This is a genomic window from Mycobacterium sp. SMC-2 (assembly GCF_025263485.1).
Taxonomy (GTDB): Bacteria; Actinomycetota; Actinomycetes; order Mycobacteriales; family Mycobacteriaceae; genus Mycobacterium.
In genome coordinates, this window is the sequence record NZ_CP079863.1 from 4,327,246 (window position 1) to 4,350,407 (window position 23,162).

The 23,162-nt window shown below is 64.8% G+C and carries 21 protein-coding genes and 1 pseudogene; 11 read left to right on the plus strand and 11 right to left on the minus strand.

From position 1 onward, the window contains the following. Positions 1–5 precede the first annotated feature (5 nt). The 3 genes and pseudogenes from KXD96_RS20265 to fdxA form a co-directional block, all read right to left on the minus strand. On the minus strand, positions 6–689 hold the full coding sequence (locus KXD96_RS20265; RefSeq protein ID WP_313901666.1) for a maleylpyruvate isomerase N-terminal domain-containing protein: 684 nt from the start codon (positions 687–689) through the stop codon (positions 6–8). 405 nt (positions 690–1,094) lie between these two features. After that, the gene (locus KXD96_RS20270; RefSeq protein WP_260739211.1) at positions 1,095–2,198 is read right to left on the minus strand and encodes a 3-keto-5-aminohexanoate cleavage protein; all 1,104 of its coding nucleotides are present in this window, start codon (positions 2,196–2,198) and stop codon (positions 1,095–1,097) included. 579 nt (positions 2,199–2,777) lie between these two features. Beyond that, positions 2,778–3,107, minus strand: a pseudogene (fdxA, locus tag KXD96_RS20275) (ferredoxin); the annotation flags it as partial. Between the two features lie 54 nt (positions 3,108–3,161). On the opposite strand from fdxA, the gene KXD96_RS20280 reads away from it, so the two are divergent. From KXD96_RS20280 to KXD96_RS20305, 6 genes are all read left to right on the plus strand, one after another. Then, a complete protein-coding gene (locus tag KXD96_RS20280) occupies positions 3,162–4,991 on the plus strand; it encodes a molybdopterin-dependent oxidoreductase (protein ID WP_260739213.1) in 1,830 nt (609 codons plus the stop codon). A 379-nt stretch (positions 4,992–5,370) separates the two neighbouring features. After that, on the plus strand, positions 5,371–5,649 hold the full coding sequence (locus KXD96_RS20285; protein ID WP_260739216.1) for a hypothetical protein: 279 nt from the start codon (positions 5,371–5,373) through the stop codon (positions 5,647–5,649). A 3-nt stretch (positions 5,650–5,652) separates the two neighbouring features. After that, complete coding sequence (locus KXD96_RS20290) at positions 5,653–6,501, plus strand: SDR family oxidoreductase (RefSeq protein ID WP_260739218.1); 849 nt, start codon at positions 5,653–5,655, stop codon at positions 6,499–6,501. A gap of 24 nt (positions 6,502–6,525) precedes the next feature. Continuing rightward, on the plus strand, positions 6,526–7,446 hold the full coding sequence (locus tag KXD96_RS20295; protein WP_260739220.1) for a ferritin-like domain-containing protein: 921 nt from the start codon (positions 6,526–6,528) through the stop codon (positions 7,444–7,446). Next, entirely contained in the window at positions 7,443–8,945 is a 1,503-nt protein-coding gene (locus KXD96_RS20300) for an NAD(P)/FAD-dependent oxidoreductase (RefSeq protein ID WP_260739222.1), read from the plus strand. Before KXD96_RS20295 ends, KXD96_RS20300 begins: the two co-directional genes overlap by 4 nt. 3 nt (positions 8,946–8,948) lie before the next feature. After that, entirely contained in the window at positions 8,949–9,863 is a 915-nt protein-coding gene (locus KXD96_RS20305) for a MerR family transcriptional regulator (RefSeq protein ID WP_260739223.1), read from the plus strand. 307 nt (positions 9,864–10,170) lie between these two features. Here KXD96_RS20305 and KXD96_RS20310 read toward each other — a convergent pair whose 3' ends face one another. Both KXD96_RS20310 and KXD96_RS20315 read right to left on the minus strand, forming a co-directional pair. Then, positions 10,171–11,187, minus strand: a complete 1,017-nt coding sequence (locus KXD96_RS20310; RefSeq protein ID WP_260739225.1) for an acyl-ACP desaturase — start codon at positions 11,185–11,187, stop codon at positions 10,171–10,173. 172 nt (positions 11,188–11,359) lie between these two features. Then, complete coding sequence (locus tag KXD96_RS20315; protein WP_260739227.1) at positions 11,360–12,712, minus strand: salicylate synthase; 1,353 nt, start codon at positions 12,710–12,712, stop codon at positions 11,360–11,362. A 176-nt stretch (positions 12,713–12,888) separates the two neighbouring features. Here KXD96_RS20315 and KXD96_RS20320 point away from each other — a divergent pair, with 176 nt between their 5' ends. Next, a complete protein-coding gene (locus tag KXD96_RS20320) occupies positions 12,889–13,083 on the plus strand; it encodes a hypothetical protein (protein ID WP_260739228.1) in 195 nt (64 codons plus the stop codon). Between the two features lie 305 nt (positions 13,084–13,388). Continuing rightward, entirely contained in the window at positions 13,389–14,624 is a 1,236-nt protein-coding gene (locus KXD96_RS20325; RefSeq protein ID WP_260739229.1) for a sodium-dependent bicarbonate transport family permease, read from the plus strand. Between the two features lie 30 nt (positions 14,625–14,654). Here the strand turns inward: KXD96_RS20325 and hemW are convergent, their stop codons facing one another. Further along, on the minus strand, positions 14,655–15,827 hold the full coding sequence (hemW, locus tag KXD96_RS20330) for a radical SAM family heme chaperone HemW (RefSeq protein ID WP_260739231.1): 1,173 nt from the start codon (positions 15,825–15,827) through the stop codon (positions 14,655–14,657). Positions 15,828–15,967: 140 nt separating this feature from the next. Between hemW and KXD96_RS28805 the strand changes: the two genes are divergently transcribed. The 3 genes from KXD96_RS28805 to KXD96_RS20340 all read left to right on the plus strand — a co-directional run bounded on the left by KXD96_RS28805 (position 15,968) and on the right by KXD96_RS20340 (position 18,599). Further along, complete coding sequence (locus tag KXD96_RS28805) at positions 15,968–16,069, plus strand: Ms4527A family Cys-rich leader peptide (RefSeq protein ID WP_396878859.1); 102 nt, start codon at positions 15,968–15,970, stop codon at positions 16,067–16,069. 110 nt (positions 16,070–16,179) lie between these two features. After that, complete coding sequence (locus KXD96_RS20335; RefSeq protein WP_260739232.1) at positions 16,180–17,859, plus strand: nitrite/sulfite reductase; 1,680 nt, start codon at positions 16,180–16,182, stop codon at positions 17,857–17,859. Further along, the gene (locus KXD96_RS20340; RefSeq protein ID WP_260739234.1) at positions 17,856–18,599 is read left to right on the plus strand and encodes a phosphoadenylyl-sulfate reductase; all 744 of its coding nucleotides are present in this window, start codon (positions 17,856–17,858) and stop codon (positions 18,597–18,599) included. Before KXD96_RS20335 ends, KXD96_RS20340 begins: the two co-directional genes overlap by 4 nt. An 85-nt stretch (positions 18,600–18,684) precedes the next feature. On the opposite strand, the gene KXD96_RS20345 is transcribed toward KXD96_RS20340, so the two are convergent. The 5 genes from KXD96_RS20345 to KXD96_RS20365 all read right to left on the minus strand — a co-directional run bounded on the left by KXD96_RS20345 (position 18,685) and on the right by KXD96_RS20365 (position 23,057). Next, the gene (locus KXD96_RS20345) at positions 18,685–19,044 is read right to left on the minus strand and encodes a UsfY protein (RefSeq protein WP_260739236.1); all 360 of its coding nucleotides are present in this window, start codon (positions 19,042–19,044) and stop codon (positions 18,685–18,687) included. Between the two features lie 145 nt (positions 19,045–19,189). After that, positions 19,190–20,305, minus strand: a complete 1,116-nt coding sequence (locus KXD96_RS20350; RefSeq protein WP_260739238.1) for a sulfate/molybdate ABC transporter ATP-binding protein — start codon at positions 20,303–20,305, stop codon at positions 19,190–19,192. Between the two features lie 21 nt (positions 20,306–20,326). Continuing rightward, positions 20,327–21,139, minus strand: coding sequence for a sulfate ABC transporter permease subunit CysW (cysW, locus tag KXD96_RS20355; RefSeq protein ID WP_260739239.1), 813 nt, complete (start codon positions 21,137–21,139; stop codon positions 20,327–20,329). After that, entirely contained in the window at positions 21,136–21,936 is an 801-nt protein-coding gene (cysT, locus tag KXD96_RS20360) for a sulfate ABC transporter permease subunit CysT (protein ID WP_260745469.1), read from the minus strand. Before cysT ends, cysW begins: the two co-directional genes overlap by 4 nt. An 83-nt stretch (positions 21,937–22,019) precedes the next feature. Beyond that, positions 22,020–23,057 carry a sulfate ABC transporter substrate-binding protein gene (locus tag KXD96_RS20365; protein WP_260739241.1) on the minus strand — a complete coding sequence of 346 codons (1,038 nt, stop codon included), beginning with the start codon at positions 23,055–23,057 and terminating at the stop codon, positions 22,020–22,022. Positions 23,058–23,162: the final 105 nt, after the last annotated feature.

Below are 23,162 nucleotides of genomic sequence, written 5' to 3' on the forward strand. Positions count from 1 at the left end.
GTCGTTCAGAACACCCTGAGCCGGCGGATGGCGTCCAGCGTCGACGGGTCCCCTTCGGCACGAACCCCCAGGCGTTCCCAGGTGCCGCGCTGGGTGACCCACCGCACGAAGGCCTGCGAATCGGACGTGATGTGCGCGGCCGGATCGGCCCGCGGGCCCAGGCGCAGCGTCCTGGCGCACAGCCCCTCGAGCCGGACCTCGGCACCGGCGCGTAAATCGTTGAGTAGGTGGGTGTTCTGCTGCGGCAGCGCCGCCTCGATCCAGTCGAGCGTGGGTGCAAGCCGTGCCTCGTCGACGGGCGGCGGATCTGAGCGCAATGGCCCATCCGGCGCGAACAAGTCGTACCGAAGATGGATGAAGGACTCGAACACGAAAGTCGTGGGCACGACGGAGGCCGGGTAGGTCCCGACATCGCCTATCGGTATCTCGACGTCTTGACCCTCGACCGCGGCGAGGACGCCCAGCCCTCGCGAACTGACCGACTCGTAGTCGGCCACCACTTCCGCGGGGGTCATCCAGCGACGTGACTCGACGTAGAGGTCGGCTGCGCGTTCTGCGGGCAGCCCGCCGGGATCGGGCAGCGTCGACGGATCGACGGCCAACCAATAGCTGCACGCCATGTGCGACACCAGATCCCGGACGGACCAGCCGGGGCACCCGCTGTCCTTCGCCCACATCGAGTCAGGCAGCTGCGAGCAAACCTCTAGAGCGATTGCGCGTTCCTGCGCTATGGCTTCGAGCGTGGCACTCATTCGGCCCTCCCCACCTAGATACATACAATATGTATGAAGATACATACCGTATGTATAAAACACAAGCATGCCGTCGCATCCCACATCAACAAGTTGCGCAGAAGTCCAGGTCGCCCACGACCTCAAAGAACGATCGCCTGTGATCAAAGCGGAGCGCCCAAACCCGCGCCGCCGCAACGCTCGACGCTTCCTCCCACCGATCAGGTGGTACGACTCGGGCCGCGCCGCTTGTTTCTTCAGACCATCATCGAACCGAAGACCCGGGTATCGAAGTCCGACTCGTGGAAATCAAGAATGCCGAGATGCCCGAATCCATGCAGCAGGCGGCCTCGTGATGTGTTGTTACAACTCGACTCGGATCGCCCGCTCCGGACAGCTCGCCGCACCCTGGATGGCCTTCTCCAGCAGGCTCGCGTCGACATGGGGCTTCACGACGACGCAGTAGCCAGCGGAATCGAGTTGGTATATCTCCGGCGCATGCGCGTAGCAGACGCCCCATCCCATACAGCGATTCCGGTTGACGACCACTCTTACCGTTTCGCTTTCGTCCGCCACGGCCGCAGCGAAGCGGGCGCGCACGTCATCTTGTGTGGCCGGGACGAGTGCCTGCTTGGTAATGAGGTTGACCGCACGATCCACCATCTGGGCGTTGGTGGCAGTCCGGAATGTCGATGGGCAATCACCGATGCCCACGCGAATGCCGAACCCCCGGTTCAGTGCATGTTCCCAAATCTCTTGACACCGTTCTGCCGAGCTCATCGCATACGGCACCACGACGATTTCGTGGTCGATCCACTTTGGGATGCGCGAGACTAGGAAGTCGAGGACGTCAGGGTCGGGATCGTTGTGGGACACCCAACGGTCGGAAAAGAACAACTTGATATTCAATGGTTGCCGCAAGATCCCGATGCGGGCGGCCAGTATCACCCAGCGTAAGTCGACTGCGTTGAACACACCGATACTGGGCACCAGTCCCAGCTTGGGGAAACGATCGAGTTCGGGCGGGTAATGCGGGCGGGAGCCGTTCGAACTGGCGGGGCCCAAATCGACTGTCTTGAACTTGTTCTCGTCTTCTAACCACAACACACGCTTGACGTGTTGAGCCGGGTCGAACGGCGCGAGCAGCAGCCCAGTGGCGGCCGGTGGGTGCTCAGCCAGCGCCCAGATGTGTTCGAGGCTACCGGCATACCCGGGGTAGGCCAGCGGGTCAACATCACGGGCCGCGGTAGCCAAGATGGTGCGAGAGACCTCGTCGTTGGTCCAGGCCTGCCCACCGTCGTCGCAGCGGGCATGGAATTGGACGGCAGAGGCTCCGTGCTCAATGCACTCCACCACGTTGCGGGCCGTTTCTTCAGCGCCATAAGGCACATTCGGGTTTTCGTCCTTACTGGCGTCTTCGTTCACCCCGACTTCGAGGTACACCTTGCCGTCGTCTCGAAAACTCATTGCGTTGCTGCCCTTCCTTCGCGTGTCCGTAGCCGGTCTTCGGCTTAGAGTCTCGAGCGGATCCGGCCGCGGCCCGCATCGTCGGGTCGCATGACGGCCGAGGAGGATTGGCCGTCGTTCGTCCGACTACAAGTGCGGAGCGGTCGATCGATTTCTTTGCACTCGTCTTTTTCTGTTGTCGCCCCGGCTTTTTGAACTGCCGCCCACACGCACGGCCCGCGGCCCGCGCCTTGGCACTCGGATCACGACCCGAGGCAAGTGTCGCCGCCAGGATCTCCGCGACCAGCCGGTAACGGCGCGGTCTTCCGCGGTCCATCCGCGGGATCGCACGAGACATCAGCGTTGGTTCGCCTTGGTCGCTTGCCACCCGGCTCGACATGCCCGCCCCGGCCGGCGTTAACCAACGTGCCCCGGTGAAAGCGGATGATCTCATGTTGCACCTCAGGCACTTTGGCGATCGCGCCCAAATGCTCATCGGGCCGGGTCCCGCCTTCAATACGCGCAGCACATCACGACGGTGACCGGACAACTCCTCCCGTGCCACGGCGGCCACGCGCACGCGCGCTGGGGATCCTGTTTGGGCAGACTTGCCACCAACGGTGTGTCGACGCCGAGCGGGCCCATCTTGGCGGCTCCGCCCGGTGACCCAAGGGGCTCGTCACGGCCCGCCAGTGTTTCGGAAAAGAACTCCGCGTTGTCCGCTAGATAGGGCTGTAGCTCTTCGGGCAGGTCATCCTCGTAGTAGATCGCCTCGACAGGGCATACGGGCTCGCATGCTCCGCAGTCCACGCACTCGTCGGGATGAATGTAGAGCGCACGGCCCCCCTCGTAGATGCAGTCGACGGGACACTCCTCGACGCAGGCCCGGTCCATCACGTCAATGCATGGCTTTCCTATCACGTATGCCATGGCGTAGAGTTTACACAAGAGGGTTTGTATAAACTAGAGGGAGCGTGGGCCTCCATGACCGGCAAACACACCTCCTTTCTGCGTTCGCAGGGTGATCACGATGACGACGGACAGCTTGGTCGAAACGTCCCACCCGACAACGACGTCGGCGATCAGTTTCAGGATGCGGGCTACCGGTCAGAATTGCTGCTGGCCGAGAACATCGTCGACCCGCAGACCTGGGCCGGTGGGATGGAAGATAAACGGGCGATTGCACCCCGTCTACGCATCGGTCGTGACAGGTGGTTAAACCTATTGTGGCTCATCCCCATTGGGTTCATTCTGCTGATCGCGGCGGTGGCGGCGGGTAAAGGCCTGCACAACATGCCGGCGGTGCAGGCATTCATCCAGAGGTATCCGGGCACCCCGACGCCTTCTGGGATCAGCCCGGGTATCCCCGCCTGGGTGGGCTGGACGCACTTCTTCAACCTGTTCCTGATGATCTTCATCATCCGCTCCGGAATTCAAATCCTGTGCGACCATCCACGGCTTTACTTCAGCCGCAACTCCACCCCAGGAAAGGACGAGTGGCTGCGGGTGGCAAAGCCCGTGCCGGATGACCCGCTGTGGACCGCCAAGGACGACTCGGTTGGACTGCCCGGCCAATTGGGGCTGCCGGGAATTCGTCACTCGATCGGGCTGGCACGATGGTGGCACCTTGGCATCGACGTCTTGTGGTTACTCAACGGCGCAGTCTTCTACGCGCTGTTGTTCGTCACCGGCCAATGGCGTCACGTCGTTCCGACCAGCTGGGACGTCTTTCCCAACGCGGCATCGGTTGCGATCCAATACCTGTCGCTGAACTGGCCGACGGACAACACATGGGTGGCCTACAACGCACTGCAGCTGCTGGCGTACTTCACCACGGTCTTCATCGCCGCACCGCTCGCCGTCATCACCGGTCTTGGCATGTCGCCCGCCCTCTCGATGCGTTTCACGGTGATCAGTAAGAGGTTGAGCATCCAGGCCGCCCGCTCACTGCATTTCCTGGTGCTGGTGTATTTCCTGTTGTTCATCGTCGTCCACGTCACCTTCGTCTTCACCACCGACGCATTGCGCAACCTCAACCACATCTTCGCCGCGCGCGACGACAACGGCTGGGTGGGATTCGCGATCTTCAGCGTGGCCATGACGGTCGTCATCGTCGGCTGGGTGGCCGCCACGCCGCTAACCTATCGACACCCCCGCGTGGTACAACGGATTGGCTACGCGCTCGTCGGGCCGCTGCAGCGGCTGTTCGAGCACACCAACCCCAGGCCGGGTGCGTTCACCGACAAGGACATCTCTCCGTACTTGTGGCACAACGGCACCTATCCGGAAAGTGTTGAATACAAAGAGTTAGAGAAGAACGAGTTCGTCGATTGGCGGCTGCGCGTCTACGGCCTCGTCAAGCATCCGACCGAGTTCTCCCTGGCCGACCTGCATGAGCTGCCCTACCACGAGCAAATCACCCAACACTTCTGCATCCAGGGCTGGTCGGGTGTCGCCAAATGGGGTGGCGTGTCGATGCAGACGATCATGGATATCGTCAAACCTTTGCGCGAGGCCAAATGGGTGGTGTTCTACTCACTGGGCGCCGGGGCGGATGGCGGAATCTACTACGTCGCCCATCCGATCGAGCAGATGAGCCACCACCTGACCATGCTGGCCTACAACATGAACGACGAACCGGTGAGCTACGGCCACGGCGCGCCGTTGCGGCTGCGCAACGAGCTCCAACACGGATTCCGGCATGTGAAGTGGATCAAGGGCATTGAGTTCATCGCACACTACTCCGAGCTGGGTAGCGGGTACGGCGGCTACAACGAAGACCACGAATACTTCGGACGTCACCAAACAATCTGACGCGCGCAGGGGCTGTTCGGATTGTAAAAATGTGGGGAGGGGCTAAGTCCATGGCCGACAACGAACTCGACGTGCGGCGGCAGCCCATGTCCGGGCCGCCGCGAGCCTCGACAAACACGCCGATATCGCGGACCGCTACGCAGCACCGAACGCCCGAGTGGCCAGGAAGTCCGACGCCGGTAGGTCGGCGCGGCGGACCGCTGGATCGCGCGGCACGGCGACGCAGCCGAACACATACAAGCCGATCCCGGCTTGGTGCGGAGATTCCCGCTAGCACAACGCTGCCGCAATGCTGCCATTGACTAATGTCACCATTTGCTATTGACTTTATTGCATGGCGGACGACGTTCCGGCCCGCGGGTCAGTGCGGTCCCGCGGCGTGCCAGCGGTAAGTGCATACACGCTGCGGCCGGTCACGGTCCGGGTACCGCCTCAGGGGTCCGAGATCGGCGGCGCGGAGACGCTCGAAGACGACGCGCGCCGGCTCGCCGCTGGCATCCAAACAGGTTGGGGCCAAAACGGGTTGATCGCCTGCCCGCGTCAGCCACACGTACTTCAGGCATTGCCACGCATGACTCCCGAAGACGCCAAGACCGTGACTTACGTCGCGCCGCACTCGTTACAGGACGCACGCGCCACGACCCGGGAGGTGCACTGAGGAATGCTGGACAGACTCCTGGGCAGGTCGAAGGCCAGCCGCGACGCGTCGGCGGTGGTGACCGGCGCCGGAAGCGGCATTGGTGCGGCCTTCGCCGTCGAACTCGGGCACCGCGGCGGCGCGGTCGTGTGCAGCGACATCGACGTGACCGCCGCCCAAAGGACGGCCGACGAAATCACCGAACGGGGCGGCAAGGCCACCGCAATCCGTTGCGACGTATCGCGATTCGAGGACGTCGAGGCGCTGGCCGAGCAATCGCAGGCCTGGTTTTCCGGGCCGCCCACCCTGGTGATCAACAATGCCGGCGTCGGCGCCGGCGGCGCGGCCATCGGCGATGCACCGCTTGAGGATTGGGTGTGGACCTTGGGGATCAACCTGTGGGGGCCCATCCACGGCTGTCACGTGTTCACCCCGATCCTGCGGGAGGCCGGTCGGTCGCACGCGCCTCGCGGCATCATCAACGTGGCCTCCGCAGCGGCGTTCGGCGCGGCCCCGGGTATGGCCGCCTACAACGTCAGCAAGGCGGGCGTGCTGTCACTTTCGGAGACCCTGGCCGCCGAATTGGCCGGTACCGGGGTGAGAGTCACCGTGCTGTGTCCGACCTTCGTGAAGACGAACATCGTCGAGTCGGGCCGCATCAGCGAGGAGTCCAGCGAGCTGGCCAACAGATTGATGCGCTGGACCGGATTCTCGGCGGACAAAGTCGCGCGGATTTGCCTGGACGCACACGACCGCGGCGACCTGTACTGCATGCCGCAACTCGACGCCAAGATCGGCTGGAGCATCAAACGCCTGGCGCCGCAGGCGTATACGCGTGCGGCCGGCCTGGTGTCCCGAATCAACCTGCCCTGATCGCCCAACGCAAAGGAGCTCCCGGTGGCCATCGACATGGAAGCCATGCTCGCCAAGATCAAGGATCGGCAATGGGCGCTCGCCGACATCGATTGGGACGCGCCCGGTGCCGATACCATCCGGCCCGAATTTCGTCCCAAACTCAAGGCATTCATGGCCGACCTGTGCTGGATCGAGAACGTGGGTGCGCGGGGCTTCGCCGCGCTGGCCAAGAAGGCGCCCGACCCGACGCTGGCGGAGATATACCGCTATTTCCATGCCGAGGAGCAGCGTCATGCCAACGCCGAGATGGCGCTGATGAAGCGATGGGGGATGCTCGACGACGGCGAAGTCCCAGAGCCGAACGTCAACATCCGGCTGGCTATCGAGTGGCTCGACGCGTTCTCCGACGACATGCCGCTGTCCGTGCTGGGCACCGTCATACCCATGCTCGAGGTGGCCCTCGACGGCGCGCTGCTGAAGTTCCTGCTGGACAGCGTCGAGGATCCCGTCTGCCATCAGGTGTTCGAAAAGATCAACAACGACGAGTCTCGGCACATCGCAGTCGATTTCGAGGTGCTCGACATGATCGGGCACGCGACGGCGCGCCGGCTTACCATCGAACTCGTCGGCCGCTTCGCCTCACCGGGTCTCATCATCGGCATGCTCATGTACGTGCCGCTGCTCAAACGCATCTACGCCGAGATGGCCGAAATGGGCTTGGAGCCCGAGCGGCTGAACAACGCGGTCAAGCGTTTCAAGGAACTCGGCGAACGGGGCGAACACACCTGGCGCGTGCCCACCTATCAGCTGCTCAAGCGGCACGGCGCGATGGTGGTCAACGCCCGACACCCGTATCAGATGCTGGCCAGTTCCATGGTCTGGCTCTCGGATCGCTACCCCAAGCCACTTCTGCGACCGGTGCCCAGCTGGTTCAAGGAACTCACCTACAAGCCGGCGGCTTGACCGTGGCGACCGAACACACCTACGCCACACTCATCGTCGGGGCCGGCTTCACCGGACTGGGAGCGGCTATTCGACTGGCCGACGCCGGGGTCGACGACATCGTGATCCTGGAACGCAGCGACCGCATCGGCGGAACCTGGCGCGACACAACCTATCCCGGCGCCAGCTGTGACGTCCCCTCGCTGCTGTATTCCTACACGTTCGTCAAGAACCCCGCCTGGTCGCGTACGTACTCCCCCGCCCCGGAGATCTGCCGCCATCTCGAAGACATGGCAACGAGATTCGGCATCCGCCGCCACATCCGATTCGGCCATGAGGTCAGCAACCTCACCTTCGACGAGGATGCCGGCAGCTGGATCGCAACCACCACGGGCGGCAGGCGGTTTTTTGCGCGCACCGTCGTGCTGGCCTCCGGACCGCTGTCGGACGTCAGCCTGCCAGACATCCGCGGCCTGGACAGCTACCGCGGACACAAGATTCACAGCGCCCGCTGGGACCACGACTACGACTTCGCGGGCAAGCGGGTCGCCGTCATCGGCACGGGAGCCAGCGCGATCCAGATCATCCCCGAGTTGGTGAAGCGGGCCGGTTTCGTCAAGGTGTTCCAACGCACGCCGTGCTGGGTGCTGCCACGCCTGGACGTGGCCACACCGCCGGCCGTGCAAGCCCTGTTCACGAAAGTTCCTGCCGCCCAGGAACTTGCGCGCCAGGCCTTGTTCTGGGGCCATGAGGCCAGCGCCACCGCGCTGGTGTGGGACACGCCGTTGACATCGCTGGTTGCGCGTCTGGGGCGGGCACACCTGCGCGCTCAGGTGAAGGATCCGTGGCTGCGGCGCCAGCTGACCCCGGACTTCCGGCCAGGGTGCAAGCGGATGCTGATCTCCAGCGATTACTACCCCGCCCTGCAGCGGGAGAACTGCAAGCTCATCGACTGGCCGATCGCCACCCTGAGTCCGGCGGGAATCCGCACCAGCGACGGCATCGAGCACCACCTCGACTGCATCGTGTTCGCCACCGGCTACGACGTCCATCTCACCGGACCGCCCTTTGCGGTTACCGGGCTCGGCGGTCGCTCGCTGGCCGACGAATGGGCCGGTGGCGCACAGGCGTACAAGAGCATCAACGTGCACGGCTACCCGAATTTGTTCGTCATGACCGGACCCAACTCCGGGCCGGGCCACAACTCGCTGCTGGTTTACATCGAGGGTCAACTGGACTACGCGGTGCGTGGCATCGCCGCCATCCTCGACAACGACCTGCGCTATCTCGACGTGCGCGAAGATGTCCAGCGCCGGCACAACGATCGCCTGCAGCGCCGCCTCGCCAGGACGACGTGGATGTCAGGCTGCCGCAGTTGGTACCTCACCAAGGACGGATACAACGGGTCGATGTACCCGGGTTTCGCGACACAGTATCTTCGCCAGATGAGGGATTTCCGCTACGAGGATTACCGAGCGGTGGCGCGCAGCGCCAGGGTGTTCGCCGCCTCGTCGGGCTGACACATGACACCGGATCGTTCTACAAGACCCGAACCCGGCACGATCGCCAGCGCGCTGCACAACGTGCGGGGCGCGCCCAAGCGCGTTCGGCGGCAATCGCGGGAATACCGGCAATTGATCGAGACTGCGGTGTCGCAGCTCTTCGACGCGGCGGTCCGGCACCCTCACGGCGCTCCCGCATCCGGCGAGTACCGGATCGACGACCTGGCCCGGCTCGCCGGCACCACCACGCGCAACATCCGGGTCTACCGCGACCGCGGATTACTCCCTCCACCGTTACGCGTCGGCCGCATCGCATTGTTCAACGACACCCACCTGACCCGCCTGCGGCTGATCACCTCGATGCTCGACCGCGGATACAACATCGCGCACGTGCGCGAAATGCTCAGCGCCTGGGAGGAAGGCAAGAACCTGGGCGACGTGCTGGGCCTGGAAACGGCCATCGTGGGCACCTGGACCACCGAAAAACCAGAGACCATGCCGCTGGTCGACGCACAGCGGCTCGTCGACGACCCGGACGCGTTCGAGCGCCTGGTGGCGCTGCAAGTCATCCGGGTCGACGGGGCGCGAGCCACCATCACCCGTCCCAAACTGATCGAAGCGTTCAACGAAATCCGTGGCTACGGCGTCAAATTGGAAAAGCTCATCGACCTACACGAGCAGATCGTCCCCGAGGTCGACCAGATCAGCGACATCCTGGTGCGCGCCGGGGCCGAACACGTGCTGGACCGCATCAAGCCGGGCGAGCCCCTACCGGCGGATGCCGAGATCGCCGAGTTGATCACCATGCTGGTGCGCTTCCGCACTCAGGCCGTGGCGACGGTCACCGCCACGCTGGCGTCGTCGATCGAGTCCAACATCGAGTCCCTCGTCAGCCGCATACTCGCCGACTATCTCGAGTCCAGCTCCTCTGTCTGACCGGCTGCGGCCGGCCTCTCATGGCTATGCCGTGGGGCCCAAAACCTGTCGACAGCGCTAGGAGGTGACGACGGTGCAGGTCGGGCATCCGATGGTCGCCGTGCATTCCGCCATGGTCGGGGTGCTGAGGGCAAGTATCAGGGCAAGAACGACTTTGGACTTAAGGCCGGACACGAGTACTCCATCCCGTTGAAGATGGGTGGGATGTTAAGCGCGCCGCCGCGGAAATGCAGGCGATTTGCGAGATTCCCAGCCCTTTCACGGCCCGCGATGAAACGGTGGTTACCGGAACCTGGGAAAACCACGGTCAGTGGCCGCTCAGGGTCAGCGTCCCTTCCGTTTTAAGCACCTTGCTGGCGGTGATTCTCTCGGTTTTGCGGGCCTCGCGCTCGAGATAGCGCTGCTTGGATTCGTCGAACTTGTCGGAGGCCTGCTCCAGCTCCTTCACCAACACGGCCAGATCGTCGCGCATCCGCGCGGCCTCGCCGGTGAAGTCTTCGCGTTCGAAGATGCGCCACTTCCTGAGCACCGGCATCACCACCTCTTCGAGATGGATCAGCGGGTCGTAGACGCCGCCGACGGCGATGATCACCGCCTTGCGCCGGAATTCCGGCACCGTGAAGCCGGGCATCTTGAAGTTGCGCAGGATGCGGTGCACGGACTTCATCGCCTGGTTCGGGGCGATGTCCAGGCCCGCCGCGCTGACGTCCCGGTAGAAGATCATGTGCAGGTTCTCGTCGTGCGACACCCTGGCCATCAGCTGCTCGGCGATGGGGTCGCAGGAGGCCTTACCGGTGTTGCGGTGGGAGACCCGGGTGGCCAGCTCCTGAAACGAGACGTACATGACCGAGTCGAACAGGCTCTCGGCAAACATGTCACCCTGCTGATTCTGCCCGGGGCTGAAGCCCCTGGTCATTTGCTCGAGCCGTAGCCGCTCCAGCGCCACCGGATCGACGGCGCGGGTGACCACCAGGTAGTCGCGCAGCGCCGTGCTGTGCCTGGCCTCCTCGGCCGTCCACCTGTTCACCCACTGACCCCACGGGCCGTCCATGCTGAAGTTCATCGCGATCTCGCGGTGATACGACGGCAAGTTGTCCTCTGTTAGCAGGTTTTGCACCATGGCCACCTGCGCGACGTCCGGCAGCCGGCTCTGGCCGGGCTCCCAATCCTGACCGTCCAGCGTGTAGAAGTTCTTGCCGTCCGACCACGGGACGTAGTCGTGCGGATTCCATTCCTTGAACATCGACAGGTGGCGGTTGATCAGGGTCTCGACCACGGGTTCTAGCTCGTGGAGTAGCTGCAGGTTAGTCAATTCCTTGGACACTGGGTCCTCCAGTTATATGTGTCGTCGCGTAACGCACAATGTACCTGTGTCATACGGTTACATAAAGTGACACGCCGGAAACTCGGCCAACTAGGGCCAAAAGTCCCTACGCCGGGAAGGGTGCCCACGACGCCGCGGCGGCCCGGGCGGGCCGCCGACCAGTCGAGCTGGGTTAGCGGCGCGGAACCAAATAGGGCGCGAGCGTGGACAGCTTTTCGCATGTCTCTTCGAACTCACGCTCGGGTGTGGACTCTTCGATAATGCCCGCGCCGGCCCGCAACCATGTCTTGCCGTCGCGTTCGTAGGCCGCCCGCAGCGTCAGCGCCGCGTCCAGGCCGCCATCGGCCGAGAACATCACGACCGCTCCCGAATACAGTCCGCGCGGGCCCTCGTCGAGGCGCAGGATCGCTTCCACGCCGCCCGCTTTCGGAATGCCCGACGCGGTGACCGCCGGGAAAAGCGCTTCCAGCGCGTCCATCCGGTCGTTCGTCGGACCTAGCCGCCCGCTGACCGTGGAGCCGAGGTGTTGCACGCTCCCGCGCTCCCGCACCGTCATGAAGTCGGTGACCACCGCGCTACCGGGTTCGGTGATCTCGGTCATCTCCTGAAGCGAGCTTCGCACCGAGATCGCATGTTCCACAATCTCTTTGGAGTTCGACTCTAGATCGTCGCGGGCCTGCCGGTCGCGCACCACACCCCGGCCCAGCGCGCGGGTACCGGCCAGCGGCTCGGTCACTACGATGCCGTCGTCATGGACGGCTGCGACGAGTTCAGGGCTGTAGCCGACAGCGCGAATCCCGCCCAGTCGCAACAAGAACGACCGCACCGGGGTGTTGTGTCGACGGCCCAGCCGGTAGGTGGACGGGAAGTCCAGCGGGAAGGGCACTTCCAGGCAACGGGACAGGATCACCTTGTGGTAGCGACCCGCCGCGATCTCGGCGACAGCCGACGCCACCCGATCGCGATAGCCGGAGGGGTCGGCGACGACGTCGACGCCGCGGGCCTGGCGCAACTCGGGCACACCGCCGCCCAGCAAGCCGAGCACCGCGTCGCGATGAACCGCGGTCGTGCCCCACAGCTGGACCGCCTCCCGGGTCACCACGATGCGGGTGCGTGGCCAGAACACGCGGGCCAGCGGCGTTCGCGGCGCCAGCCGCTGCTGCAGCCCATAGCGGTAGACGCCGAACTCAAAGGCGATCCAACCGAAGAGTTGGTCGGTTTCCAGCAATAGCCTGTCAATGGCTTCCCCCAGGACGGTCCCGGGTCGACCCGACCATCGTTGCCGCTGAGTCACGCCGTCGCGGATGACGCGTACTTCGTCGCAGTCCAGCTCGACCATCGCGCGGACACCGCTGGCCAGCACCCATTGACCGCCGCGCTCGTAGAGCAGGTATTCCTCGCCGACTCGTTCCGGCAGCAACGCGGCCAGCTCGCCGGCCAGGTCGGCCGGCTCGACGTGTGCGGGAAGCGGAATGGGTGACGACGTGGAGCCGGCGGAACTCGTCTGAACGCTGACCTCGGTCACGGTTAGTAAATGTAGCCTAACCTATCTAATGGCGCGCAACTAATCCCCGCTTCGGCCCGGCAAACGCGGCCGCCCGCCGAGGCTCCGCTGGAGTCAAAGCACCGGTCGCGGCAACGTGACTTCTCCTAAAATCGCTGCCAGACCGAACCCGCTGGCCTCTATTCGAGAGGAACACCATGTTCGTAATCCGGCTCGCGAACGGCGAAGAGGTCCAGGGCGGCGATAGCGACGGGCTCGAGATCAACCAGCAGACCGGTGTGCTCACGATTACGCGCGTCGACGGTTTCGAGGAGATCACCACGCATTACTCGCCAGTGGCATGGCTGTCGGTGACGCACCGCAAGAAGGGCGTCGAGGTCAGGCCTCGTTGATTTCGCCCATCACGCGTTATTTTTCTGACCCACAGCAAATACACAGTACTTTCCCACCAGATTCACGCCTGCGGTGCGATAGCCGCGCGCCCCGCCCTTCGCCGCTCACAGCCCTCTGACCAGCGCTTCTGCCGGGCGACGGCCGGCCCGCATCGCCCCGACACGCTTGTACTTGGTCCTTTGCATACGAGTGGCGGTTTGACACCGCCGAGGATACGTTTTCCACGGTCGTCGGGATGTTCGTGGTGGCTTCGCTTGCGGACGGTGCTTTTCCTGATCACCACACTCATCGAGGGAGGCACTGGATGCTGCAAGAGTTTTGGCAGAACTTCACCCACAACCTGTTCAAGCCGCTCCTGCTGTTCTTCTACTTCGGATTCCTCATTCCTATCCTCAAGGTGCGCTTCGAGTTTCCCTACGTGATTTATCAGGGCCTGACCTTGTACCTGCTGCTGGCCATCGGCTGGCACGGCGGTGAGGAGCTCGCCAAGATCAGCGCTGGCAGCGTCGGGGTGATCGTGGGCTTCATGGTGTTGGGCTTCGTGCTCAATTTCGTGATCGGTTGCATCGCCTACCTGCTGCTGAATTGGCTTTCCTCTCTTCGACGAATAGACCGAGCGACGGTCGCGGGGTTCTACGGGTCCGACTCGGCGGGTACCTTTGCCACCTGCGTTGCGGTCCTGACGGCAGTCGGCATGGCGTTCAACGCGTACATGCCGGTCATGTTGGCCGTCATGGAGATTCCGGGCTGCCTGGTGGCGCTGTACCTGGTGGCGCGTCTTCGCCACCGTGGGATGGACACGGCGGGGAACATGGTCGACGAGCCGGGCTACAGCGCGCCGGTCAGGGTCGGAGTCGGGCCCGGCACCGCGGCCAAGCCCCCGCACGGCTCGAGCCTCGAGGCCGAGCACGAGCGCGGACTCGAGGAGGAGCTCGAATTCTCCCTGGAGAAGCTCGACCACCCGGATTGGGAGGCCGACGAAAGCCTGACCCGCGCGAGGGGCAAGAGGGTGCCGATCTTCTCGCGAGAGCTGTTCCAAGAGGTGTTCCTCAACCCGGGACTCGTCCTGCTCATGGGGGGCATCATCATCGGCCTCGTCAGCGGGCTGCAGGGGCAGAAGGTGGTCGCCGACGACGACAAGTTCTTTGTCTTGGCGTTCCAGGGTGTGCTCTGTTTGTTCCTGCTCGAGATGGGCATGACCGCCTCCCGGAAGTTGAAGGACCTGCGAACGGCCGGCCTCGGGTTCATCGCCTTCGGCCTGCTGGCACCGAACATCTTTGCGCCGCTTGGCATCCTGGTCGCTCACATCTATTCGTCGCTCACCCACGCCGATTTCAAGCCGGGAACCTACGTACTTTTCGCGGTGCTCTGCGGCGCGGCGTCCTACATCGCCGTCCCGGCGGTCCAGCGGCTGGCGATCCCCGAGGCCAGCCCCACCCTGCCGTTGGCCGCATCGCTCGGTCTGACGTTCTCCTACAACGTCACCATCGGAATCCCGCTCTACATCGAGGTCAATCGGCTGATCTCGCACTGGTTCTAGTTGCGCACTGGGTTTCCGGCGATCTGAGCACTACCCCAGGACGGTGCGCACCACCGCGTCGGCCAGGAGGCGCCCGCGCGGCGTGAGAACGAACCGGTCGGCGTCGCGCACCAGTAACCCGTCGGCGACCGCGCCTTCGGCGCGTTCGCGTTCGGCGGGGCTCAGCAGCTCTAGCGGAAGCCCTTGGCGCAGGCGGGTTTTCAACAACACGTCTTCGGTGTGCAGGGCCTCCGCGTCCAACCGCTCGAATCCGGCCACCGGCAGCCTGGCATCGGCCAGCCGCTCCGCATAGGCATTGGGGTGCTTGACATTCCACCAGCGCGTGGCACCGACGTATCCGTGCGCCCCGGGCCCCGCACCCCACCATTGACCACCGTCCCAGTAGCCGAGGTTGTGCCGGCATTCACCGCCTAGCCGCGCCCAGTTGGACACCTCGTACCAGGTCATTCCGGCCTCGGACAGCCGGGCATCGACCAGTTCATAGCGGTGCGCGAGCACGTCGTCGTCGGGAGCCGCCAACTCGCCGCGCCGAACCCGTCGGGCCAGCGCGGTGCCTTCCTCGACCACCAGTGCGTAGGCGGACACGTGATCGACGCCGGTGTCGATCGCCGTGTCGACCGAGCGCAGCAGATCGTCGTCGGTCTCCCCCGGAGTTCCATAGATCAGATCCAGGCTGACGTGCTCGAAGCCCGCGTCCAACGCTTCGCGGGCGGCGGCCGCCGATCGGTTCGGGGTGTGGATGCGGTCGAGGACCCCGAGCACTCGGGGTGACACCGACTGCATGCCCAGCGACACCCGGGTGTAGCCGGCCGCGCGGATGGCGTCGAAAAAGTCGGGCCACGCCGACTCCGGGTTGGCCTCGGTGGTGATCTCGGCATCCGGTGCCAGCACGAAATGGTCGCGCACCATGTCCAGCACAGAGGCCACGCGCGGCCCGCCCAACAGCGACGGCGTCCCGCCCCCGACGAACACCGTGCTCACGGTCGGCCCCGGAAGCCGCTCGGCCGCCAGCTTCAACTCCGTCCGCAGCGCCGCCAGCCAGGCGTCGGGGTTCACACCGCCCAGCTCGGCTGGGGTGTAGGTGTTGAAATCACAGTAGCCGCAACGTGTTACGCAGAACGGGACGTGAATGTAGATCCCGAACGGCCGTCCGGGCACGGGCTGCAGGTCGGGAAGCTCGACCGCTTCCTCGCGAAGTGCCATGCCAAATCATCCCACGGTGAGCGGGCCGCGGCCCTGGCGTCGATCTCGCCCTTGCCGGGCGGCCAGCTTAATCGGGGAATTCCGCTCACCGTGAGCCGAACTTTGACCTGGTGGCGTCACTGCCCGACGGGCATGGCACAATGTTCAACGTGACCGTCGCTCAGCCCAGCCTTCGCATTGCGCTCGTGGCGCGGCGGCACATTGATCTCAAGCGTGTTTGCAGCTGTTGCTGTCTCCCTTGATGTCGTAGACCCGCCCACCTGTACGTCCAGCTGGCATCGGATCTGCGCCGCCGATACCACCGGTGAGCTGCGCTTCTATGCCTGCGATGTCGCAAAGGAGACCTTCTCAAATGACCACAGCCCGTCCCGCCGGGGCTCAAAACAAGGCCCGCGACGAGGGCCAGTGGGCGCTGGGAGACCGGCAGCCGCTCAACCCCAACGAAGAGATGAAGCGTGCCGGCGCGCCCCTTGACGTGCGCGAACGCATCGAGAACGTCTACGCCAAGGCCGGGTTCGACAGCATCGACAAGAGTGACCTGCGCGGGCGCTTCCGCTGGTGGGGGCTCTACACCCAGCGCGAACAGGGCTACGACGGCACCTTCACCGGCGACGAGAACGCCGACCTGCTCGAAGCCAGGTACTTCATGATGCGGGTGCGCTGCGACGGCGGCGCGCTGTCGGCCGCCGCGCTGCGCACGGTGGGCCAGATCTCGACCGAGTTCGGCCGCGACACCGCCGACATCTCCGACCGCCAGAACGTGCAGATGCACTGGATCGAGGTCGAGAACGTCCCCGAGATCTGGCGGCGGCTGGCCGACGTCGGTCTGCAGACCGCCGAGGCGTGCGGCGACTGCCCCCGCGTCATCCTGGGTTCGCCGCTGGCCGGTGAGTCGCTCGATGAGGTGCTCGACCCGACCTGGGCTATCGACGAAATCGTGCGCCGCTATATCGGCAAGCCGGACTTCGCCGACCTGCCGCGCAAGTACAAGACCGCGATCTCGGGCCTGCAGGATGTCGCGCACGAAATCAACGACATCGCCTTCATCGGGGTCAACCATCCCGAGCATGGGCCCGGCCTGGACCTGTGGGTCGGCGGCGGCCTGTCCACCAATCCGATGCTGGCGCAGCGGGTCGGGGCGTGGGTGCCGCTGGACGAGGTGCCCGAGGTCTGGGAGGCCGTGACGTCGATATTCCGCGACTACGGCTACCGGCGGCTGCGGTCCAAGGCCCGGCTGAAGTTCTTGATCAAGGACTGGGGCATCGAAAAATTCCGCCAGGTCCTCGAAACCGAGTACCTCAAGCGGCCGCTGATCGACGGCCCGGCCCCCGAGCCGCTCAAGCATCCGATCGACCACATCGGGGTCCAGCGGCTCAAGAACGGGCTCAACGCGGTCGGGGCGGCGCCGATCGCCGGACGGGTGTCGGGCACCATCCTCTCCGCGGTGGCCGACCTGATGGGCCGGGCCGGCTCGAACCGCATCCGGTTCACCCCGTACCAGAAGCTGGTCATCCTCGACATAGCCGACGACAAACTCGACGACGTGCTCGCCGGGCTGGAGGCGCTCGGACTGCAGACCAAACCGTCCCATTGGCGCCGAAACCTGATGGCGTGCACGGGAATCGAGTACTGCAAGTTGTCGTTCGCCGAGACCAGGGGCAAGGCGCAGGTTTTGGTGCCGGAGCTGGAGCGCCGGCTCGAGGACATCAACGCCGCGCTCGACGTGCCGATCACCGTCAACATCAACGGTTGTCCGAACTCGTGCGCGCGAATTCAAGTGGCCGACATCGGCTTCAAGGGTCAAATGGTTGACGACGGTCATGGGGGCTCCGTCGAGGGCTTTCAGGTGCACCTGGGCGGCAGCCTCGGGCTGGACAGCGGATTCGGCCGAAAGCTGCGCCAGCACAAGGTCACCAGCGACGAGCTGGGCGACTATATCGAGCGGGTGGTACGTAACTTCATCAAACACCGCAGTGCGGGAGAACGGTTCGCGCAGTGGGTGATTCGGGCAGATGAGGACGACTTACGATGAGTGAACGAGCAACGAAACCGACCGAAGCCGAGCTGCGGGACCTGGCGGCGCGCGGCGCCGCGGAGCTCGAGGGCGCCAGCGCCACCGAGGTGTTGCGTTGGACCGATGAGACCTTCGGCGGAGTCAACGGCCCCCGGGGCTGGGCGACCTGTAACTACGTGCTGACCTCCAGCATGCAGGAGGCCGTGCTGATCGATCTGGCCGCCAAGGTTCGGCCGGGTGTGCCGGTGGTCTTCCTGGACACCGGCTACCACTTCGCCGAAACCATCGGAACCCGGGACGCGGTCGAGTCGGTCTACGACATCCACGTACTCAACATCACGCCCGAACAGACGGTGGCCGAGCAGGACCAGTTGCTGGGGAAGAACCTCTTCGGCCGGGATCCGGGCGAGTGCTGCCGGTTGCGCAAGGTCGTGCCGCTGCGCAAAGCCCTGAGCGGATACTCAGCGTGGGTGACCGGATTACGCCGGAGCGAAGCGGCGACCCGCGCCAACACCCCGGTGATCGGCTTCGACGAGGGCTTCAAACTCGTGAAGATCAACCCGTTGGCCACATGGACCGACGAGGACATGCAGAACTATATCGACGAGCACGGCGTGCTGGTCAATCCGCTTCTCTACGACGGATATCCGTCGATCGGCTGCGCCCCCTGCACGGCCAAGCCGCTCGCTGGCGCCGACCCGCGCAGCGGGCGCTGGCAGGGGCTGTCGAAGACCGAGTGCGGGCTGCACGCCTCGTAATCGCCCTGTTCCTGAGCCGCGCGACGAAGGGCGGCCACCAGTCGCGGTCCGGCGTCGATGAACCTCGATGTCGACGAGCGAAGGGCTAGTGGTTCGCGAGCTCCCGTTGGTTCAGGTCTACGACCTGCGCGGCGGAAGCACTCGCTTCGACCGACTCGATGGCCTTCTTGGCGTTGTAGTCGTTTTCGAGTTTTCGGACTCGCCGTGCTTCTTTCCACAACCAGGCCCCGCCCGCCACCATCGCCACCAACGAAATCAGGGCGGCGGTGACACCCGCCTCGACTTGGCGTTGGGCGAAGCTGACAAGACAGATCCCGTATGCCACCAGGCCGACCGCCATGAAGAGCAATCCGGGCTCTTTGGCCGGACTCTTCAACGTTTGCCCCACGCGCGGGCGGCTGGTCCGATAGTGGTCGATGGTGTCGTTGACAGTGTCTACCAGCATGGACGTGAGGGTGCCACAAGTCCGCAGCTAGCCAACATTGCCGGAGCCGTAAGAACTCCTGAGAATTTGGGCGCTCTGATGCGCTACCGGGGCCGCAGCGCGTGGCGCGGCGACGACAAACAGGCGATGCGCGCGACACGTTTGATCATCCCGGGGACGTCCCCGCCGAGCCGGCCTCAGCGTGAATGCGACCTTGGCCGGCACTGCCGGCTTCCCCGCCGCGAAGGGCGACATGATCGCTGGGAAGGGACGGGACACGGGTGGCGCGCACGTAGACGGTGTCGCCCTCGCGGAGAGCCAGGGCCTCGGCGTCCCCGCGGGTGATCTGGGCGGTGAAGGCACCGCCGGTGGCGGCGCTGGTCAGCTCAACCCGCACCTCGAAACCCAGCACGACCACGCGGTCGACGGTGGCGCGCACCACCCCGATCGACTCCGCGGTGCCATCCCCACCCGCGATGGCCATCTCGGGGTTGCGGCCGACGCGGATGTCATGCGGGCGAACCAGATTGCCGTTCAGCGTGGAAACCGCTCCCAGGAAGGACATCACGAACGCGGTCGCCGGGGCGTCATAGACCTCGGTCGGGGATCCGACCTGCTCGATGCGGCCCTGGTTGAGAACCGCGATCCGGTCGGCGACGTCCAGTGCCTCCGACTGGTCGTGGGTAACCAGGACTGTCGTGACGTGCACCTCATCATGCAGGCGGCGCAGCCACGCGCGCAGATCCTCACGCACCTTGGCGTCCAGCGCGCCGAACGGCTCGTCGAGCAGCAACACCTGCGGGTCGACCGCCAGCGCCCGCGCGAGCGCCATCCGCTGTCGCTGACCACCGGACAGCTGATTGGGGTAGCGGTTCTGAAACCCGCTCAGCCCCACAACTTCCAACAGATTGTCGACCTTGGCCTTGACCTCTGCTTTGGGCCGCTTGCGGATCTTCAGCCCGTACGCCACGTTGTCACGAACGGTCATGTGCTTGAAGGCGGCATAGTGCTGGAACACGAACCCGATGCCCCGTCGCTGCGGCGGAATCCGCGTCACGTCCAGACCGTTGATCGTGATCGTCCCGCTGTCGGGTTGGTCGAGCCCGGCAATGGCGCGCAACAGGGTGGACTTGCCCGAGCCGCTGGGACCCAGCAGTGCCGTAAGCGAACCGGAGGGCACGACGAAGTCGACGTTGTCCAATGCCACGAATTCGCCATAGCGTTTGTAGGCGTTCCGCACGACAATGGCGTGGTCGACGGGCCGGCTGTCCTTGTCGGTCATCTACGAGTCTCCATGTCAAGCCTATCTGGCCGCTCGCGCCCGGCGAAGGTCCAGAACCACCTGGAAGACCAGGACCAGCACCGCGACGCCCATCAACAGCGTCGACAACGCATAGGCGCCGTACTCGGCCCCGCGGTTATACCGATCCGAGACGAGCAGCGTCAGGGTTTGGGACTTGCCCGGCAGGTTCGACGACACGATGAGTACCGCACCGTATTCGCCGAGGGTGCGGGCGACGGTCAGCACGATGCCGTAGGTCAAGCCCCACCGGATGGATGGCAGGGTGATCCGCCAAAACGTCTGCCACCAGCCCGATCCCAGGGTGGCGGCGGCCTCTTCCTGGTCGGTGCCCAATTCGTGCAGAACGGGTTCCACCTCGCGCACCACGAACGGCAGCGTGACGAAGACGCTGGCGAGCACGATGCCGGGCAGCCCGAAAATGACCTTGAACCCAAGGTCGTTTTCAACGAAGCCGAACGCACCGGCCGATCCCCACAGCAGGATCAGGGCGACGCCCACGATGACGGGCGACACCGCGAAGGGCAGATCGATGACCGCCTGCAGAAAGCCCTTGCCGCGAAAGCGGTTGCGGGCCAGTACCAATGCGGTAGGGATGCCGAAAAGCACGTTCAGTGGCACCACGATGGCGACGACCAGCAACGTCAGGTTCAGCGCCGACACCGCCGCGGGCGTGCTTACCCAGTCGAAAAACTGGCCGACGCCGGGCCGGAATGTCCGCCACAAGATCAGGGCTATCGGGACGACGAGCAGCACGAAAATGTACGCCAGTGCGACGAACCGGATCAGGTAACGAACCCTGCGCGATGGTGTCACGGGGCCAGCTCCTCTCGCTTGGCCGCGCGCCCACCCACGATCCGCAGGATGAAAAGCACGACGAACGAGATCGACAGCAACACAATCGATATCGCGGCGGCACCGGTGCGGTCGTCGTTCTCGATCAGGGTCCGTATCCACTGCGATGAGACCTCCGTCTTGCCGGGTACCGCGCCGCCGATCAGGACCACCGACCCGAACTCACCGATCGCTCGCGAAAAGGCCAGGCCCGCACCGGACAACAAGGCCGGCGTCAACGACGGCAACACGACCGAGGTGAAAACCTTTGGCCCGCTGGCACCCAACGACGCCGCCGCCTCCTCGGTCTCCCGATCGATCTCCAGCAGCACCGGCTGCACCGCACGCACCACGAAGGGCAGCGTGACGAAGGCCAACGCCACCGCCACGCCCCACGCCGTGTGCTGCAGATGAAGACGTACCGGGCTGTTGTTGCCGTAGAGGGCCAGCATCACCAGGCTGGCGACGATGGTGGGCAGCGCGAAGGGCAGATCGATGATCGCATCCACGAGCCGCTTGCCGACGAAGTTGTCCCGCACCAGCACCCAGGCGATCACCAGGCCGAAAACCAGGTTGACCAATGTGACCCCGGCGGAGATGGTCAGCGTCACCCGGAACGACTCCAACGCCGCGTTCGAGGTGACCGCCAACCGGAAGGCGTGCCACCCACCGCCGGCGGCCTGCCCGGCGATGGCGGCCAAAGGCAGCAGCACGATCACCGAAAGCCACAGCGTCGCGACGCCCACCCGCAGCGACGTGGTGCCCCCGGAGGCCCGCATCGTCGCCGGGGGGTGCTCGGCGTCACCGGAGGGTTGGCCCAGTTCGGGCCTGACTGCCTGGGGGTCGGGCGTGATCGCGGCCGTCATCCGGTCGCCCGCGTGTAGATCTTGGTGATGCTGCCGGTGGTCTTGTCGAACAGCTGCGGGTCCACCGCCGCCCAACCGCCGAGGTCGGCGATCGTCCACAGCTTCGCCGGCGCCGGGAACTGGTCACGGAAATCGGCGGCGACGGCCGGATCGACGGGCCGAAAGCCGGCCTGCGCCCATACCTTCTGCGCAGCGGCCGTGTACTGGAAGTTCTTGAAGGCGACGGCGGCGTCCAGGTGCGCGCTGGTGGTAACCACCGCCACCGGGTTGTCGATCTTGAACGTCTGCGGTGGATTGATGTGCTCGACTGGTTTGCCTGCGCGCTCGGTGGCGATCGCCTCGTTCTCGTAACTGATCAACACGTCCCCGCTGCCCTGGACGAAAACGTCGGTCGCTTCCCTGCCCGATCCCGGACGCAATTTGACGTGCTCGTGCACCAACTTGCTGATGAAGTCAACGCCGGCCTGAGGGTTGCCGCCGCCCTCGCTCTTGACCGCGTACGGGGCCAGCAGGTTCCACTTGGCCGACCCCGAGCTCAGCGGACTGGGCGTGATCACCTCCACTCCCGGCCTCAGCAGGTCATCCCAGTCCCTGATGTTCTTCGGATTGCCCTTACGCACCACCAAACTCACCACCGAACCGAAAGGAATCCCCTTGGTGGCGTCGGTATTCCAGTCTTTGGAGACCTTGCCGGCCTTCACCAACCGGGTGATGTCGGGTTCGACCGAGAAGTTCACGACGTCGGCCGGCTTGCCATCGACGACCCCGCGCGATTGGTCGCCGGAGGCACCGTAAGAGGTGATCACCTGCACGCCCTTGCCCTCCTCGGCGGCATTGAACGCCGGAATCACCTTGCTCCAGCCGGGTTCCGGGACCGAATAGGCGACGAGGGTGATGCTCGTGTGTGCGTTGCTCGGGCCGCTTCCGCCCACGACGTCGCTGGGCCCGCCACTACACCCCGCGATGACGGCGGCGACCAGGGCGAGCGCGACCCCCGGCCGCCAGCGCGGCGCACCAGCGATGTCGTTGAGCATTCGGGCCTTCCGGTATGGGGACTTACAGATATCGGTCCCGATGCTGCGGAAAGGCGCCTTGAACGACGGGAGACCTCACGAACCCCAAACCAGACCGCGCACGGG

What these genes read in the sequence shown, in the direction of transcription:
- KXD96_RS20270 (WP_260739211.1), bottom strand. Translation starts at nt 2,198, where the DNA reads ATGAGTTTTCGAGACGACGGCAAGGTGTACCTCGAAGTCGGGGTGAAC.
- KXD96_RS20280 (WP_260739213.1), top strand. Translation starts at nt 3,162, where the DNA reads ATGACCGGCAAACACACCTCCTTTCTGCGTTCGCAGGGTGATCACGAT.
- KXD96_RS20290 (WP_260739218.1), top strand. Translation starts at nt 5,653, where the DNA reads ATGCTGGACAGACTCCTGGGCAGGTCGAAGGCCAGCCGCGACGCGTCG.
- KXD96_RS20305 (WP_260739223.1), top strand. Translation starts at nt 8,949, where the DNA reads ATGACACCGGATCGTTCTACAAGACCCGAACCCGGCACGATCGCCAGC.
- KXD96_RS20320 (WP_260739228.1), top strand. Translation starts at nt 12,889, where the DNA reads ATGTTCGTAATCCGGCTCGCGAACGGCGAAGAGGTCCAGGGCGGCGAT.
- KXD96_RS20325 (WP_260739229.1), top strand. Translation starts at nt 13,389, where the DNA reads ATGCTGCAAGAGTTTTGGCAGAACTTCACCCACAACCTGTTCAAGCCG.
- hemW (WP_260739231.1), bottom strand. Translation starts at nt 15,827, where the DNA reads ATGGCACTTCGCGAGGAAGCGGTCGAGCTTCCCGACCTGCAGCCCGTG.
- KXD96_RS28805 (WP_396878859.1), top strand. Translation starts at nt 15,968, where the DNA reads ATGTTCAACGTGACCGTCGCTCAGCCCAGCCTTCGCATTGCGCTCGTG.
- KXD96_RS20335 (WP_260739232.1), top strand. Translation starts at nt 16,180, where the DNA reads ATGACCACAGCCCGTCCCGCCGGGGCTCAAAACAAGGCCCGCGACGAG.
- KXD96_RS20340 (WP_260739234.1), top strand. Translation starts at nt 17,856, where the DNA reads ATGAGTGAACGAGCAACGAAACCGACCGAAGCCGAGCTGCGGGACCTG.
- KXD96_RS20345 (WP_260739236.1), bottom strand. Translation starts at nt 19,044, where the DNA reads ATGCTGGTAGACACTGTCAACGACACCATCGACCACTATCGGACCAGC.
- KXD96_RS20350 (WP_260739238.1), bottom strand. Translation starts at nt 20,305, where the DNA reads ATGACCGACAAGGACAGCCGGCCCGTCGACCACGCCATTGTCGTGCGG.
- cysT (WP_260745469.1), bottom strand. Translation starts at nt 21,936, where the DNA reads ATGCGGGCCTCCGGGGGCACCACGTCGCTGCGGGTGGGCGTCGCGACG.
- KXD96_RS20365 (WP_260739241.1), bottom strand. Translation starts at nt 23,057, where the DNA reads ATGCTCAACGACATCGCTGGTGCGCCGCGCTGGCGGCCGGGGGTCGCG.